Raw genomic sequence first — 15857 nt, forward strand, 5'->3', positions numbered from 1 at the left:
TTGTTTTTCGGTGATTGAATCGAAATTATCCTTGATCGCGCTTGAGGCGCATCCGCGCCGGCTTTTCGAGGAGCAATGATGGATCACCCGTTTTCAGCCGATTCAGCCACATCGGCACGCCGGCGCGCGTGGGTGCTGGCCGCCGTCTGCATGGCCGCCGTCGCGCTGCCGCTGTCGTTTTCGGGCGGCGCGGTCGCGACGCCCGCGATCGGCCGCGACCTGCACGGCGGCCCGGTCGCGATGAACTGGATCACCAACGCGTTCATGCTCGCGTTCGGCAGTTTCCTGATGGCGGCGGGCGCGCTGGCCGACCAGTTCGGCCGCAAGCGCGTGTTCGCGATTGGCGTCGGCGGCTTCACGCTGATGTCGGTTGCGCTCGCGTTCGCGCCGTCGATGCTCGCGGTCGACCTGCTGCGCGGCGCGCAAGGGCTCGCGGCGGCCGCGGCGCTCGCGGGCGGCACGGCCGCGCTGGCGCAGGAGTTCGACGGCGCGGCGCGCACGCGTGCGTTCAGCCTGCTCGGCACGACCTTCGGCATCGGGCTCGCGTTCGGGCCGGTGCTCGCCGGCTCGCTGATCGCGCACGGTGGCTGGCGCGCGATCTTCGTCACGGGCGCGGCGGCCGGCACGCTGTCGCTCGGGTTCGGGCTGCCACGCATGCACGAGTCGCGCGATCCGCACGCGACGGGGCTCGACTGGCCCGGCACCGCAGCGTTCACCGCCGCGCTCACGCTGTTCACGTTCGGCGTGATCGAGGCACCCGCGCGCGGCTGGACGCATCCGCTCGTCGTTGTGCTGCTGGCGGGCGCGGCGCTCGGCGCGTGCGCATTCGTCGCGATCGAGACGCGCGTCGCGCGGCCGATGCTCGACCTCTCGCTGTTCCGGATTCCGCGCTTCGTCGGCGTGCAGGTGCTGCCGGTGTCGACCTGCTGCTGTTACATCGTGCTGCTCGTCGTGCTGCCGCTGCGCTTCATCGGCATCGACGGTTTCAGCGAAATCGACGCGGGCTGGCTGATGCTCGCGATCTCCGCGCCGATGCTCGTCGTGCCGCTCGTCGCGGCGACGCTCACGCGCTGGCTGTCGGCCGGCGTGATCTCGGGGCTCGGGCTCCTGCTCGCGGCGGCGGGCCTCGTATGGCTGGGCGTCGCGCTGCGCGGCGGCGCGGGGCCGGCGGCGATCGCGCCGATGCTCGCGATCGGCATCGGGGCCGGCATGCCGTGGGGGCTGATGGACGGGCTGTCGGTCAGCGTCGTGCCGAAGGAGCGCGCGGGGATGGCGACCGGGATCTTCAGCACGACGCGCGTGGCGGGCGAAGGGATCGCGTTAGCGATCGCCGGCGCGGTGCTGGCGACCCTCGCGCACGCCGATTTGCGGCAGGCGGCGACGGGAACATCCGACGCGACGCTGCGGGCGGCCGCGCGCCTCGCGACCGGCGATCTCGCCGGTGCGGCGGCCGGGTTGCCGGGCGTCGGTCGTGCGGCGCTGCTCGCGAGCTATGTGCATGCATTCGATCGGCTGCTGATCGGGCTCGCGGTCGTCACGGTGCTGTGTGCGGTGGTGGTGTTCGCGTTTCTCGGTGCACGGCCTGCAGTGGCGGAAGCGCGCGGCGATGACGGCGAACAGGCGCATACCGACGCGCGGGCGCGTCGCCGGACCGAACCGGCTTGCGTGGAAGCAAGCGGGCGGTGAGTGTGCGGTGAGCGGGGCGTCGTCGGGGGCGTGCAGGTCGACAATCGCGGACCGCGCGCCCGGGCATTTTGCGATGGCGCGAATCCGCGTACCGACGATCGGCCCCGCGCGAATGACCGTAGAGCGTTGCGTCGCCGGGCACACGTTCATCGGGAACGGCGCCGGCGCGCTCCTGCACCGACGACTCACCCGGCGCGTCACGTTTGCGCAAGCGGCCGCAGCGCCTCATCGGCCCATGCGCGCCCGCCTTGCCGCGACGGCGGCATGGTGCGGCAACTCACGCCAGCACGAGCGGCCGCAGCGCCTCACCGGCCCAGGCACGCGCGCCTTGCCGCAACGACGGCATGGTGCGGCGCCTCACGCCAGCACGAGCGGCGGCAATTCCGCATCGGCCCGCGCGTGCGCGCTTTCCACGTCAACGACCACATAACGCAGCGCATCCGGCCACAGCTGCGCGCGGCTTCCCGCCTCTTCGTCGATCGTCGCGCGCCCCTGCACGAGCCACGTCGTCTGCCGGACGAAATCGACGAACAGCAGCGCGATCGCCGGATTCACGAGCAGGTTGCCGATCGTGTTGAACAGGTTGTTGCCCGCGAAGTCGGGCAGCACGAGCGTGCGGCGATCGGGCAGGTCGACGAGCGGGGCGAACGAACCATCCGCGCGCGGCTGCCGGCCGCGATACGAGCAGTCGGCGTCGCCCGCCGCGTTCGCGGTCGCGACGATCAGGAATGCCTGTTCATGGATGAACGCGACGACATCGTCGCTCAAGGGGCCCGGTTGGTTCATGGTTCGGTCGGCGCGTGGCCGATGCGTGCGGATCCGCGTTCCGCACGCAAGCGACATGCCATGCGGCGAGCGTGACGCGCAGCGGTGCGTGCGCAGCTGCGCTGTGAAAAATCCGAACACCCGTCGTACCCGCTGTGCCGTCCCGGTGTTCAGAATCGGGACACTCGTGTTCGGTGCGCCGGCATCGCCCCCGGCGGGCGCCCGGACGCACCGCTCCTGTTCCGTTCTCGCCCGGTTTGGCACGCATGTTGCGTAAACCGTGCAGCGCGATCCAACCGGCGCTGCATTCACACAAGCACGATGAACAGGAGACATGTATGAACCCGTTTGACCTGAAACAACTGGGCCTCGACGTCGAATACCCGTACCGTCAGCAGTACGACAACTACATCGGCGGCAAGTGGGTTCCGCCGGTGAAGGGCGAGTATTTCGAGAACGTGTCGCCGATCAACGGCAAGCCGTTCTGCCGCGTGCCGCGTTCCAGCGCCGACGACATCGAGGTCGCACTCGATGCCGCGCACGCCGCGCGCCGCAAGTGGGGCAAGACGTCGGTCACCGAGCGCGCGAACCTGCTGCTCGCCGCCGCCGACCGGATGGAAAAGAACCTGAAGCTGCTCGCGGTGGCCGAGACGATCGACAACGGCAAGCCGCTGCGCGAGACGATGGCGGCCGACCTGCCGCTCGCGATCGACCACTTCCGCTATTTCGCGGGCTGCATCCGCGCGCAGGAAGGCGGCATCTCCGAGATCGACGACAACACCGTCGCGTATCACTTCCACGAGCCGCTCGGCGTCGTCGGCCAGATCATCCCGTGGAACTTCCCGCTGCTGATGGCCGCGTGGAAGCTCGCACCGGCGCTCGCGGCCGGCTGCTGCGTGGTGATGAAGCCGGCCGAGCAGACGCCCGCGTCGGTGCTGGTGCTGATGGAGCTGATCGGCGACCTGTTCCCGGCCGGCACGATCAACATCGTCAGCGGCTTCGGCAAGGAAGCGGGCGAGGCGCTCGCGACCAGCAAGCGGATCGCGAAGATCGCGTTCACCGGTTCCACGCCGGTCGGCAAGCACATCCTGCGCGCGGCGGCCGAGAGCCTGATCCCGTCGACGGTCGAACTGGGCGGCAAGAGCCCGAACATCTTCTTCGCCGACGTGCTCGACCAGGACGACGCGTTCCTCGACAAGGCGCTCGAAGGCCTCGCGATGTTCGCGCTCAACCAGGGCGAAGTGTGCACGTGCCCGTCGCGGATCCTGATCCAGGAATCGATCTACGAACGCTTCATCGAGAAGGCCGTCGCGCGCGTCGAGCGCATCAAGGGCGGCCACCCGCTCGACCTGCAGACGATGATCGGCGCGCAGGCGTCGCAGCAGCAGCTCGACAAGATCCTGTCGTACATCGACATCGGCCGCGACGAAGGCGCGCAATGCCTGACGGGCGGCGAGCGCACGGCACCGGCCGCCGACCTCGGCACGGGCTATTACGTGAAGCCGACGATGCTGTTCGGCAACAACAAGATGCGCGTGTTCCAGGAAGAGATCTTCGGGCCGGTCGCGTCGGTGATGACGTTCAAGGACGAGCAGGAGGCGATCGAACTCGCGAACGACACGTTCTACGGGCTCGGCGCGGGCGTGTGGACGCGCAACGGCACGCGTGCGTACCGGATGGGCCGCGAGGTCGAGGCCGGCCGCGTGTGGACCAACTGCTACCACCTGTACCCGGCGCACGCGGCGTTCGGCGGCTACAAGCAGTCCGGCATCGGCCGCGAGACGCACAAGATGGCGCTGTCGAACTATCAGCAGACGAAGTGCCTGCTGGTCAGCTACCAGGCCGAGGCGCTCGGGTTCTTCTGATCGCCGCAGCAGGGGGCGAAGTGCCGGGGCCGGCCGGGCGGCAGCGCGACGCTGCCCGGTACGGCGGCCGGTGCCGGACGGCGGCGACGCGTCCGGTGCCGGCTTGCCGTGGAAGGTGCGGCGGTCGGGCGCTGGCTGTCCAGCCTTCGGCCGTCGGGCGGCGTCCGCGGCGAGGCGGCAATGCGCTGGCGCCGGTTCGTCCGGCACTTCGCCGTTTTCGTGTTCCGACCTTCGATACGGGCGTCGGCATTCGCACCGGCCGGTGCGCGTTCGCGCCCGTATCGTGCCCGTATCGCACCCCGATGGCCCCGACGGAAACCAGCATGTCAGAACTGCCCGGATCCTATCCGCGTCACCCGGTGTTTCACGCGGGCGAGCTCGACGCGCATCACCGCTTCGGCGTCGCCGACGAAGCCGAGCGGATGAGCGACGTCGTGACGACGCGGCTGAGCATCGGTGTGCGCCAGTTCGTCGAATCGCAGCCGTTCATGTTCGTCGGCACGACGAGCGGCGGCCCGGCCCCGTCGCGCATGACCTGCGACATCGTGCAGGGCATGCGCGACGCGAACGGCGATCTATGGCCGGTCGTGCGCGTGATCGACACGAAGACGCTGCGCTTCGCGCTGCCGGCGCACGGCGGCCACCGGCTCGATGCGCTGGCGTGCGACGGCTGCGGCGTCGGGCTGCTGTTCATCGATTTCGTGCGCGGCATCCGCTATCGGATCAACGGCCGCGCGACGTTGCGCACCGATCTGCCGGAAGCGGACGCGGCGCCCTGGCCGGCGGGCAGTCCGATCGTCGAACTGGCGGTCGCGCAGGCGTACGGCAACTGCGGCACGCGGGTCGTGCGGTTGCGGCCGGGCGCGTAGCGCGTCGCCGGGCGGCCGGCGGCACGCATGCCGCACCCGCGCGGTGCGCGGCATGCCGCCTCCGGGTGCGCCCGCATGGCGCGCATCGGCCGCACGGCGTTGAATGACGGGCTTGTCGCCGGACAACGCGGATCGGCACGGGACTTGCGTGTTGGACGTGGTCCCGGGCGGGTGAGGAGAACATGATGGGTCAACGAGTGGAGTGCATGGCCGAGCCGACGGCCGAGGACACGCGGTGCAGCGCGCAGGGCGACGACGCGCTGGCCGGCCAGGCCGTGGTCAGCGTCGCGCACGACGCCGACGAGCAGGCGCGCAACCTGATCGGCTGGCGGCAGACCTACGACCAGCTCGCGGCCGGCCGCTTCGTCGGCACGCTGACCGAGCTGCCGCTCGACACGATGAAGCTGTTTCGCGAATCGACCAGCCACCTGCTGCGGCAGGCGTGCGAGGTGCGCGGCGACGCGTACTGGTTCGGCATCCCGCTGACGAGCGACGGCACCGCGCGGGTCGATGCGTGCCGCATCGGCCCCGGCGCGCTCGCGTTCCGGCCCGGCAACGTCGAATTCGAATTGCTGACACCCGCGCAGTTCTCGATCTATGGCGTGGTCGTGCGCGGCGACGTGCTGCGCCGCTACGCGGAGGAAGTCGAACACCGTGCGCTCGACGAGCGGCTGTTCGCGCAGCGCGTGATCCAGATCGGCGATATGCGGCTCGCGCGCCTGTGTGCGCTGCTCGGCGGCCGCCTCGACGGCGCGGCGGCCGCGGGCGGGCCGCTGCCCGACGCACAGCGCGACGACCTGCAGGCCGAGGTGCTGGCCGCGCTGTTCGACGCGTGTGCGCAACCGGTTGACGACGGCGCGGGCGGCGCCCCGTCGACACGGCGCTGGATCGTCGAGCAGGCGCGCGAGTACGTGCTCGCACACCGCACGCGCCCGGTCGGCGTGCCCGAGCTGTGCGAGCAGTTGCACGTGAGCCGGCGCACGCTGCAGTACTGTTTCCAGGACGTGCTCGGCATGGCGCCAGCGACCTATCTGCGCACGCTGCGGCTGAACGGCGCGCGGCGCGACCTGTGCGGGCGGGCGGCCGGTTCGGTGCAGGACGTTGCGGAGGCGTGGGGCTTCTGGCACCTGAGCCAGTTCGCGACCGACTATCGGCGGCTGTTCGGCAAGCGGCCGTCGGAGACGCTGCGCGAGCGGGCGGTGACGGTGGCGGCCGGGTGAGGCGGGCGGCGGCGCGCGGATGCCGCGGTGCGTCCGGTCATCCGGGCGACTCCCTTTTCTCCATCCCTATCCGGCGGTAGCCGCCGCTTCGCGCGGCGCAGGCCACGGCAAGGCATCCCAGTCGATCGCCCGGTAAGCGGCTTCGACCGCCGCGAGGTCGTCCGGCCGCTCGCTGCGATGCAGCCCGTGCAATGCGTCCGGCACATCGAGCGCGACCGGTACGCAGTGCGGATAGTCGCGCACGCGCAGCGCCGGGCCGATCGTCGTGAAACAGCCGAGCGTCGGCACGTCGAAACCGTCGGCGAGATGCAGCGCGGCCGTGTCGGGCGCGAACAGCACGCTCGCCCCCCTGACCCAGGCAATGAAGCGCGCGGTATCGGCCGCGTCGCGGCTCACGTCGACATAGGCCGGATGCGCGACGGGGCCGAAGCCGACCACCGGCAGCCCGTAACGCCGCGCGAGCCGCTCCACGAAAGCCGCGCGCAGCGCCGGCGGCACGCTGCGCACCGCGGTGCTCGCGCTCGGGCAGAACAGCACGTACGGCCGCCGCCATTCGGCCGGCAGGGCGGGCAGGGGCAGCCGCGCGAGCCAGCGATTGCGCTTCGCGGTGGCCGGCACCGTGGCCGGGTCCGTGCCGAGCGCGTCGAGGAAGAAGTCGATCATCGGTTGTCGCGCGAAAGCGGGCCAGTACAGGTGATTGCCGAGATCGATGCGCGGCGCGTGCTCGGGCAGTGCGTCGGCGGCGCACGGCAGCGCACGCGACGGCGCGACGACGTCGGCGGCGAGCGCATACAGCGCGTCGACGTAGCGCGGCGCGCGGGCCGGCCGGTAGAGCGTGAAGCGCAGGCCGGGATGCATCGCGCGCAGCGCGGCGAGCGCGGTCAGCCCGATCACCGAGTCGCCGAGCGCGACGCCCATTCCGTTGATCACGTACACGTCCGCCGTGCGGCCGTAGTCGAGCCGGAACGGCCGGTGGGCGGCGTGCAGCAGGCCGAGCGCCGGTGCGGCCGGCACGTGATCCTCCGCGGGGCCGCTGCCGTGCTCGAGGTCGTAGGGGGCGACGAGCGTGCCGTCGGGCGCGAGCAGCGTGCCCGGGTGCGTCAGCGCGTGGTCGCGCGACAGCGCGAGGCCGGCCGGCGCGGCGCGCATTTCCATGATCACGCGCCGCGTGCGCGGCGGCCCTGCTCGCGGATCTGCTCGAGCGTCGCGGCCGGCGTGCTGGCGTCCTGCGGGATGCGGATCTCGATCAGCGCCGGCAGCCCGCAGGTCAGTGCGCGCTCCAGTGCCGGCGCGAAGTCGGCGGTGCGCTCGACCGTCTCGCCATGCGCGCCGAACGCGCGCGCATACGCGGCGAAATCGGGGTTCGTGAGCCCGGTGCCGTGCACGCGCCCCGGATAGTTGCGCTCCTGATGCATGCGGATCGTGCCGAAATGCCCGTTGTTGACGACGATGGCGACGATGTTCAGCCCGTACTGCATCGCGGTCGCGAGTTCGTTGCCGGCCATCATGAAGCAGCCGTCGCCGGCGAGCGCGACGACGGCCCGCGACGGATACAGCGACTTCGCGGCGAGCGCCGCGGGCAGCCCGTAGCCCATCGCGCCGCTGGTCGGCGCGAGCTGCGAGCGAAAGTGCCGGTACGCGAAGTGGCGATGCAGCCAGATCGCGTAGTTGCCGGCGCCGTTGGTCAGGATCGCGTCGTGCGGCAGGCGCTCGCGCAACTGCACCATCACGTCGCCGAGTTGGACGTCGCCGGGCATCGGCAGCGGCGCGTGCCATTCGTGGTACGCGCGGTGCGCGTCGGCAGCCGTGCCGGCCCACACGGGGCGCGCCGGCGGTTCGAGCGCCGCGAGCGGCGCCGCGATTTCCGGCATCCCGGACACGATCGGCAGGTCGGCCGCATACACGCGGCCGAGCTCGTCCGCGCCCTGGTGCACGTGGATCAGTGTCTGGCGCGTCTTCGGGATGTCGAGCAGCGTGTAGCCGCCCGTCGTCGCTTCGCCGAGACGCGGGCCGAGCACCAGCAGCAGGTCGGCGTCGCGGATCCGCTTGGCGAGCGCGGGATTGATCCCGAGGCCGACGTCGCCCGCGTAGTTCGGGTGCGCGTTGTCGAAGGTGTCCTGGAAGCGGAACGCGCACGCGACCGGCAGTTGCCAGCGCTCGACGAAGGTGCGCAGGTTCGCGCATGCGTCGGGCGTCCAGCCGCTGCCGCCGACGATCGCGAACGGCCGCTCGGCGCGCGCGAGCCGTTCGCGCAGCTCGTCGACCTGCGCGGCCGACGGCGACGCCGCGACGCGTTTCGCGGCCGGCACGACGGGCTGCGGCGCGCACGCGTCGGACAGCACGTCCTCGGGCAGCGCGAGCACGACCGGGCCGGGCCGGCCGGACGTCGCGACGTGGAAGGCATGGCTCAGATATTCGGGAATGCGGCGCGGGTCGTCGATCTGCGCGACCCATTTCGCCATCTGGCCGAACATCCGGCGGTAGTCGATTTCCTGGAAGGCTTCGCGGTCGAGGTGCTCGCGCGCGCACTGGCCGACGAACAGGATCATCGGCGTCGAATCCTGGAATGCGGTGTGCACGCCGATCGACGCGTGGGTCGCGCCGGGCCCGCGCGTGACGAACGCGATGCCGGGGCGGCCGGTCAGCTTGCCGACCGCTTCCGCCATGTTCGCGGCCGCCGCTTCGTGGCGGCAGACGACCGTCTGGATCCGCGCGGTGTCGTCCGCCAGCGCATCGAGTACGGCGAGAAAGCTCTCGCCCGGCACGCAGAACACGCGTTCGACGTGATTGGCGAGCAACGCATCGACGAGCAGTCGCGCGCCGGTGGTGGCGCGCGGCTCGAGATCCTTGGAATGCGACATGGGCTGCCGTCTCCCTGGGTAGCGGGATGTACAGATTACGCCTGTTGTCGGGGCGCCGGCACGCTGGCCGATGAAAAGTGTCGGAACGCGGGGAGCTCGGGGGCGTGGATGTTGCACGCGACGTGCGGGTGTTTCGCCGCTTTGAAACGCTGGTCGGCTTTCTGCGCGACATCGGCATCAGCCGTTTCGATGTGGATGCGTCGGAGTTCGACCCGGATGCGGCCGGTCGGGCGACCCGGCCCGATCGGGCGGCCGCGATGAGGGCGGCACACGAGGCGGCGGCCCACGATCGCTGGTTTCGCGAGCAGGTGCAGCAGGCGCTGGACGACCCGCGCGCGTCGATTCCCGACGCGGAGGTGAGCGCCGACTTCGCGTCGCGCCGTGCGGCGCTGCGTGAACGGCTCGCGGGCAGGCGAGGGGATGCTTCTTGACCTTCGCGCTGCACTGGAATCCGAAGGCGTACGAGGATCGCGCCGCGATCATGGACTACATCGGCGAGGACGACCCGCAGGCCGCAATCGAACTCGACGAACCGCTGGAACAAAGGGCCGCCACGTTGCCGGCCCGTGCAGAGCTGTATCGGCAAGGGCGAGTGGCAGGCACGCGCGAACTGGTGGTCGCGCCGAACCACGTGCTCGTGTATCGCATCAGACCGGCTGAGGGGATCGTCGAGATCCTCCGCGTGCTGCATGCGCGACGGCAGTGGCCGTGATGCCCGATATCCGCAAGTCGGCGTCGAGCAGCGGAAGAAGGATCATCTCGACAAGCTGATCGCCGCGCATGCGGTGTCGCTCGACGTCGCGCTCGTGACCAACAACGAGCGGGATTTCGTCAGCTATCCGGGATTGCGGCTGGAGAACTGGCTGAACGATTGATGGCGGTGATGGTGTCCGACGGTCATGCGTGATATCGATCCACCCGCATGACCGCCGGACCCTGCATCAGCACTCGACGATATTCACCGCCAGCCCGCCGCGCGACGTTTCCTTGTATTTCGTCTTCATGTCGGCGCCCGTCTCGCGCATCGTCTTGATCACCGAGTCGAGCGACACGTAGTGCGAGCCGTCGCCGCGCAGCGCCATGCGCGCCGCGTTGACCGCCTTCACCGACGCCATCGCGTTGCGCTCGATGCACGGGATCTGCACCATCCCGCCGACCGGGTCGCAGGTGAGGCCGAGGTTGTGCTCCATCCCGATCTCGGCCGCGTTCTCGACCTGGCGCGGCGTGCCGCCGAGCACGGCCGCGAGCGCGCCGGCCGCCATCGAGCACGCGACGCCCACTTCGCCCTGGCAGCCCACTTCCGCACCCGAAATCGACGCGTTGAGCTTGTACAGGATGCCGATCGCGGCGGCGGTCAGCAGGAAGTCGATCACGCCCTGTTCGTTCGCGCCCGGCGTGAAGCGCGTGTAGTAGTGCAGCACGGCCGGGATGATGCCGGCCGCGCCGTTGGTCGGCGCGGTGACGACGCGGCCGCCGGCCGCGTTTTCCTCGTTGACCGCGATCGCATACAGGTTGATCCAGTCGACCATCGACAGCGGATCCTGCAGCGCGCGCTCCGGATGGCCGGTCAGCGCACGATACAGCTGCGGCGCACGGCGCTTGACCTGGAACGGGCCGGGCAGGTTGCCGTCGGCTTCCGGGTTGCCGATCCCGCAGCCGCGCGACACGCACGACTGCATCACGGCCCAGATCTTCAGCAGCCCGTCGCGCGTCTCTTCCTCGGTGTGCCACGCGCGCTCGTTTTCCCACATCAGCTGCGCGATCGACTTGCCGGTCGACTCGGTCAGCGCGAGCAGCTCGGCGCCGGTGCGGAACGGATGCGTCATCTGCTCGGCCGCGCTCAGCACCTTCGTGTTCGGCGCACCGGCCGTCACGACGAAGCCGCCGCCGACGGACAGGTAGGTGCGCTCGACCAGCACGTCGCCGTTCGCGTCGGACGCGCGCAGCTTCATGCCGTTCGGGTGTTCGGGCAGCGCCTGCCGGTAGAACGCGATGTTCTCCTTCAGCACGAACGGCACCGGATGCGTGCCGAGCAGCGCGAGCTTCTTCGATTTGCGGACATCTTCCAGACGCGCGTCGATCGTCTCGGGATCGACGGTGTCGGGCGCGTCGCCGAGCAGGCCGAGCATCACGCCGCGGTCGGTGCCGTGGCCCTTGCCGGTCGCGCCGAGCGAGCCGTACAGCTCGACCTTCACACTGGCCGTCGCGTCGAGCATCCCGTCTCGCTCGAGGCCCTGCACGAACATCAGCGCCGCGCGCATCGGTCCGACCGTATGCGAACTGGACGGGCCGATGCCGATCTTGAAGAGGTCAAACACGCTGACTGCCATCTTGATACCTGCCTTGCTTTAAGAATAATGCTAGCGCGCCTGCAATGGCAGGCACGCGGCGAGCCATGCGGGCGGCATGGGGGAGAGTTGCCGCGCGACGCGCGCATAGCGCCCGTCGAGACGCGCGGCCAGATGAAAGAGTTCGGTGGCGTTTTTCGGGTCCCACTGCCCCGTATAACCCGGCAAGCCGGCCTCGCGGCGCTTCGCGTCGAACGGCACCGGCGAATTCACGAATTCCTCGTGCGTTTTCTCGCCGAGCGCGTACGGCACGAGCCAGTCGAGCGCGGCCGCGAGCGTCGCGCCGTTCGCGCCGCGCTCGCGCAGCCAGTTGCGGTTGAAGCGGCGCGCGGCGAGCGCGGCCGTCACCAGCGGTTGCAAGTCGTACACCGCGTAATGCAGCGCATCGCGTTCCTCGAAATCCCAGGTCTTGCCGTCCGGGCCGATGTTGTCGGCGAGATGCTCGACGAACAGCCGCTGCGCGGCGTTCATCATCTTGCGGTCGCCGAGCGTGAACGCGGACAGCGCGATCAGCTTGATCCGGTGGCTCTGCCAGTTGTTGCGCCAGGTGCCGGCGAGCGGGCGCTTCTGTGCGTCGATCTGCGCGACGTAACCGGCGCCGAGCTTCGCGATGAACGCCGCCGTCGCGTTACGCGTCTTGACCGGCAGCGCGCTCGCCGTCATGTCGTACGCGATGATCAGGCTGTCGAAGCGCGTCTCGTCGATCGGGTTGAAGCCCGGCTGATAGGTCGACACCCACGCGGACAGGAAGCGGTCGACGAGCTGCAGGTAGCGCGGCGCATTGGTCACGCGCCACGCGAGCGCGGCATCGCGCATCAGCTCCATGTCCTTCAGCGCATCGACGCTCTGGTCGTAGATGCCTTCGTGCGGCAGCGTGCCCTCGGTGTGCACGCGCGCCATTGCCTTCGGCTGCTCGCCGATGCGCGCGTCGACGCTGCGGATCAGTGCCTGCACGCCCGGCTCGGCCTGCGTCGTCTCGCTCGCCTGCAACGCGGGCGCCGCGCAGAAATTCATCGCCGCGCGCGCGCTGCCGGCCGTGCCGAGGCCGGCGGCCAACGACAGCGACGCGACGAGCAGCGGCACGACGCGGCGCGTGCGCGGCCGCTCCTGCGTGGCACCCTGGCCCGGAAACATCGGACGCACCATGCGGAACTCCTTGATTGGCTGGATCGCGTGTGATGTTAGCCGGATTGGCGGGCAAGCGTGAATCGATCGGGCAGGCAGCGGACGCAAAAACCGCACGCAACCGAGGGTTGCGTGCGGTGTGGTCACGGCCGGACTCCGGAGCGCGGGCAGCGTTATGCGTAGTCCGACACCGGCACGCACGAGCAGAACAGGTTGCGGTCGCCGTAGGCGTTGTCCGCACGGCCGACCGGCGGCCAGTACTTGTTCGTGCCGAGCGACGCGACCGGGTACGCCGCCTGCTCGCGCGAGTACGCGTGCGGCCATTCGTTCGCGGTGACGACGGCTGCCGTGTGCGGCGCGTGACGCAGCGGGTTGTCCTCGCGGTCGGCGCGGCCTTCCTCGACGGCACGGATTTCCTCGCGGATCGCGATCATCGCGGCGATGAAGCGGTCGAGTTCTTCCTGCGATTCCGATTCCGTCGGCTCGACCATCAGCGTGCCCGGCACCGGGAAGCTCATCGTCGGCGCATGGAAGCCGTAGTCCATCAGGCGCTTCGCGACGTCGTCGACGCTGATGCCGCTCGTTTCCTTGAGCGGGCGCAGGTCGAGAATGCACTCGTGCGCGACCAGCCCGCCCGGGCCCGAATACAGCACCGGATAGTGCGGCGCGAGGCGCTTCGCGATGTAGTTCGCGTTGAGGATCGCGGTTTCCGTCGCGGCGGTCAGGTTCTTCGCGCCCATCATCGCGATGTACATCCACGAGATCGGCAGGATCGACGCCGAGCCGTACGGCGCGGCCGACACCGCGCCGATGCCGTCTTCCGCACGCGCGTAGCCGGTCGAACGCTGGTTCGGCAGGAACTTCGCGAGGTGCGCGCCGACCGCGACCGGGCCGACGCCCGGGCCGCCGCCGCCGTGCGGGATGCAGAAGGTCTTGTGCAGGTTCAGGTGCGACACGTCGCCGCCGAACTGGCCCGGCGCGGTCAGGCCGACCATCGCGTTCATGTTCGCGCCGTCGACGTACACCTGGCCGCCGTGCGCATGCACGATCTCGCAGATCTCGCGGACGTTCTGCTCGAACACGCCGTGCGTCGACGGATACGTGATCATGATCGCCGCGAGATCGTTCGCGTGCTGCTCGGCCTTCGCCTTCAGGTCGGCGATGTCGACGTTGCCCTGCGCGTCGCACGCGACGACCACGACCTTCATGCCGGCCATGTGCGCCGACGCCGGGTTCGTGCCGTGCGCGGAGGCCGGGATCAGGCATACGTCGCGATGCGCTTCGCCGCGCGATGCGTGGTATGCGTGGATGATCAAGAGGCCCGCGTATTCGCCCTGCGAGCCGGCGTTCGGCTGCAGCGACACGGCCGCATAGCCGGTCGCGGCGACGAGCATCTGCTCGAGCTGGTCGATCATCTCGCGGTAGCCGACGGTCTGCTCGGCCGGCGCGAACGGATGGATCCGGCCGAATTCGGGCCACGTGACCGGCAGCATTTCCGACGTCGCGTTCAGCTTCATCGTGCACGAACCGAGCGGGATCATCGAACGGTCGAGCGCGAGATCCTTGTCCGACAGACTGCGCAGGTAGCGCAGCATTTCGGTTTCGGAATGGTGGCGGTTGAACACGTGGTGCGTCAGGTACGCGCTCGTGCGCTCGAGGCCGGCCGGCAGCACGGCGACGCCGCCGAGGCCCGCGTCCAGCGCGTCCACGGCCGGCGCGGTGCCGCCCGCGGCCTGCGCGAACACGGCGAGGAGATCGGCGAGGTCGTCGCGGGTCGTCGTTTCGTCGACCGACACGCCGACTTGCGTGTCGCTCACGCGACGCAGGTTGATGCGCTTGGCCTTCGCGAATTCGTGGACCTGCGCGGTGCGTGCGCCGGTATCGATCGTCAGCGTGTCGAAGAACGTGTCGTTGACGGTCGCGAAGCCGAGCTGCTTCACGCCGGCGGCGAACAGCGCCGCGATGCGGTTCACGCGCAGCGCGATCGTCTTCAGGCCGTGCGGGCCGTGGTAGACCGCGTACATGCTCGCCATGATCGCGAGCAGCGCCTGCGCGGTACACACGTTCGACGTCGCCTTCTCGCGGCGGATGTGCTGTTCGCGCGTCTGCAGCGCGAGGCGCAGCGCGGGCTTGCCCTGCGCGTCGACGGTCACGCCGACCAGGCGGCCCGGCATCTGGCGCTTGAATTCGTCACGCACGGCCATGTACGCGGCGTGCGGGCCGCCGAAGCCCATCGGCACGCCGAAGCGCTGCGTGTTGCCGACCGCGACGTCCGCGCCCCATTCGCCGGGCGGCGTCAGCACGGTCAGGGCGAGCAGGTCGGCCGCGACGACCACATGGCCGCCGGCCGCGTGGATCGCTTCGGTGAGCGCGCGGTAGTCGCGCACGTCGCCGTACACGCCCGGGTACTGGAGCAGCACGCCGAACGCGTTCGCCTGCGCGGCGTCGGCCGCCGGGCCCGTCTTGACCTCGATGCCGATCGGCAGCGCGCGCGTGCGGATCACTTCGAGCGTCTGCGGCAGCACGTCGTCGGCGACGTAGAACACGTTCGACGCCGGCTTGCCGGTGCGCTGCAGCAGCGTCATCGCTTCGGCCGCGGCGGTTGCTTCGTCCAGCAGCGATGCGTTCGAGATCGCGAGGCCCGTGAGGTCGGCGACCATCTGCTGGAAGTTCAGGAGCGCCTCGAGGCGACCCTGGGAAATTTCGGGCTGGTACGGCGTGTAGGCCGTGTACCACGCCGGGTTTTCGAGCACGTTGCGCAGGATCACGGCCGGCGTGTGCGAGTCGTAATAGCCCTGGCCGATATACGAGCGGAACACCTGGTTCTTGTCCGCCAGGGCGCGCAGCGCGGCGAGGGCTTCGGCCTCGCTCTTCGGTTGCGCGAACGGGCCGAGCGGCAGCGTTTCGGCGCGGCGGATCGAGGCCGGGATCACGGCGTCGATCAGGGCGGCGCGCGACGCGAAGCCGAGCGTGTCGAGCATGGCCTGCTGGCTGGCGGCATCGGGGCCGATGTGGCGTTCTGCGAACGCGTCGTGCGTTTCGAGCGCGGCGAGCGAGAGGGGCGTGCGGTTCATCAGGCGGTCCGGGTGTTCGAGCTTCATGGCGTGACTCTGGTCCC

The 15857-nt window shown here is 70.1% G+C and carries 11 protein-coding genes and 2 pseudogenes; 7 read left to right on the forward strand and 6 right to left on the reverse strand.

Going from position 1 to position 15857, the window contains the following annotated elements; genetic code table 11:
• Nucleotides 1–78: 78 nt before the first annotated feature.
• A complete protein-coding gene (locus DID99_RS18995) occupies nucleotides 79–1686 on the forward strand; it encodes an MFS transporter (protein WP_124667292.1) in 1608 nt (535 codons plus the stop codon).
• Nucleotides 1687–2043: 357 nt separating this feature from the next.
• On the opposite strand, the gene DID99_RS19000 is transcribed toward DID99_RS18995, so the two are convergent.
• Nucleotides 2044–2472 carry a pyridoxamine 5'-phosphate oxidase family protein gene (locus DID99_RS19000; RefSeq protein WP_124486842.1) on the reverse strand — a complete coding sequence of 143 codons (429 nt, stop codon included), beginning with the start codon at nucleotides 2470–2472 and terminating at the stop codon, nucleotides 2044–2046.
• A 317-nt stretch (nucleotides 2473–2789) separates the two neighbouring features.
• Between DID99_RS19000 and DID99_RS19005 the strand changes: the two genes are divergently transcribed.
• The 3 genes from DID99_RS19005 (at nucleotide 2790) to DID99_RS19015 (ending at nucleotide 6405) form a co-directional block, all read left to right on the forward strand.
• The gene (locus tag DID99_RS19005; RefSeq protein ID WP_124486843.1) at nucleotides 2790–4316 is read left to right on the forward strand and encodes an aldehyde dehydrogenase family protein; all 1527 of its coding nucleotides are present in this window, start codon (nucleotides 2790–2792) and stop codon (nucleotides 4314–4316) included.
• 323 nt (nucleotides 4317–4639) lie between these two features.
• Nucleotides 4640–5185 (forward strand): hypothetical protein, encoded by a 546-nt coding sequence (locus DID99_RS19010; protein ID WP_124667293.1) that lies wholly within the window; start codon nucleotides 4640–4642, stop codon nucleotides 5183–5185.
• A gap of 185 nt (nucleotides 5186–5370) precedes the next feature.
• Nucleotides 5371–6405: a helix-turn-helix domain-containing protein gene (locus tag DID99_RS19015; RefSeq protein ID WP_124667294.1), complete on the forward strand. Its 1035-nt coding sequence runs from the start codon at nucleotides 5371–5373 to the stop codon at nucleotides 6403–6405.
• 66 nt (nucleotides 6406–6471) lie between these two features.
• On the opposite strand, the gene DID99_RS19020 is transcribed toward DID99_RS19015, so the two are convergent.
• Both DID99_RS19020 and DID99_RS19025 read right to left on the reverse strand, forming a co-directional pair.
• Nucleotides 6472–7560, reverse strand: a complete 1089-nt coding sequence (locus DID99_RS19020; RefSeq protein WP_124571373.1) for an ADP-heptose--LPS heptosyltransferase — start codon at nucleotides 7558–7560, stop codon at nucleotides 6472–6474.
• A gap of 2 nt (nucleotides 7561–7562) precedes the next feature.
• Nucleotides 7563–9266, reverse strand: coding sequence for a thiamine pyrophosphate-binding protein (locus DID99_RS19025; protein WP_124667295.1), 1704 nt, complete (start codon nucleotides 9264–9266; stop codon nucleotides 7563–7565).
• A 119-nt stretch (nucleotides 9267–9385) separates the two neighbouring features.
• Between DID99_RS19025 and DID99_RS19030 the strand changes: the two are divergent.
• From DID99_RS19030 to DID99_RS19040, 3 genes and pseudogenes are all read left to right on the forward strand, one after another.
• Nucleotides 9386–9697 (forward strand): annotated as a pseudogene (locus tag DID99_RS19030) (hypothetical protein); the annotation flags it as partial.
• A complete protein-coding gene (locus DID99_RS19035; RefSeq protein WP_124486847.1) occupies nucleotides 9694–9978 on the forward strand; it encodes a type II toxin-antitoxin system RelE/ParE family toxin in 285 nt (94 codons plus the stop codon). The pseudogene DID99_RS19030 and the gene DID99_RS19035, both read left to right, overlap by 4 nt.
• 28 nt (nucleotides 9979–10006) lie before the next feature.
• A pseudogene (locus DID99_RS19040) lies at nucleotides 10007–10141 on the forward strand (VapC toxin family PIN domain ribonuclease); the annotation flags it as partial.
• 66 nt (nucleotides 10142–10207) lie between these two features.
• On the opposite strand, the gene DID99_RS19045 reads toward DID99_RS19040, so the two are convergent.
• From DID99_RS19045 to gcvP, 3 genes are all read right to left on the reverse strand, one after another.
• Nucleotides 10208–11596 carry an L-serine ammonia-lyase gene (locus DID99_RS19045; RefSeq protein WP_124486848.1) on the reverse strand — a complete coding sequence of 463 codons (1389 nt, stop codon included), beginning with the start codon at nucleotides 11594–11596 and terminating at the stop codon, nucleotides 10208–10210.
• Nucleotides 11597–11626: 30 nt separating this feature from the next.
• On the reverse strand, nucleotides 11627–12760 hold the full coding sequence (locus DID99_RS19050; RefSeq protein WP_124571375.1) for an alginate lyase family protein: 1134 nt from the start codon (nucleotides 12758–12760) through the stop codon (nucleotides 11627–11629).
• Between the two features lie 152 nt (nucleotides 12761–12912).
• A complete protein-coding gene (gene gcvP, locus DID99_RS19055) occupies nucleotides 12913–15840 on the reverse strand; it encodes an aminomethyl-transferring glycine dehydrogenase (protein WP_124486850.1) in 2928 nt (975 codons plus the stop codon).
• Nucleotides 15841–15857 lie beyond the last annotated feature (17 nt).

The organism is Burkholderia sp. Bp8986 (assembly GCF_003854225.1).
Taxonomy (GTDB): domain Bacteria; phylum Pseudomonadota; class Gammaproteobacteria; order Burkholderiales; family Burkholderiaceae; genus Burkholderia.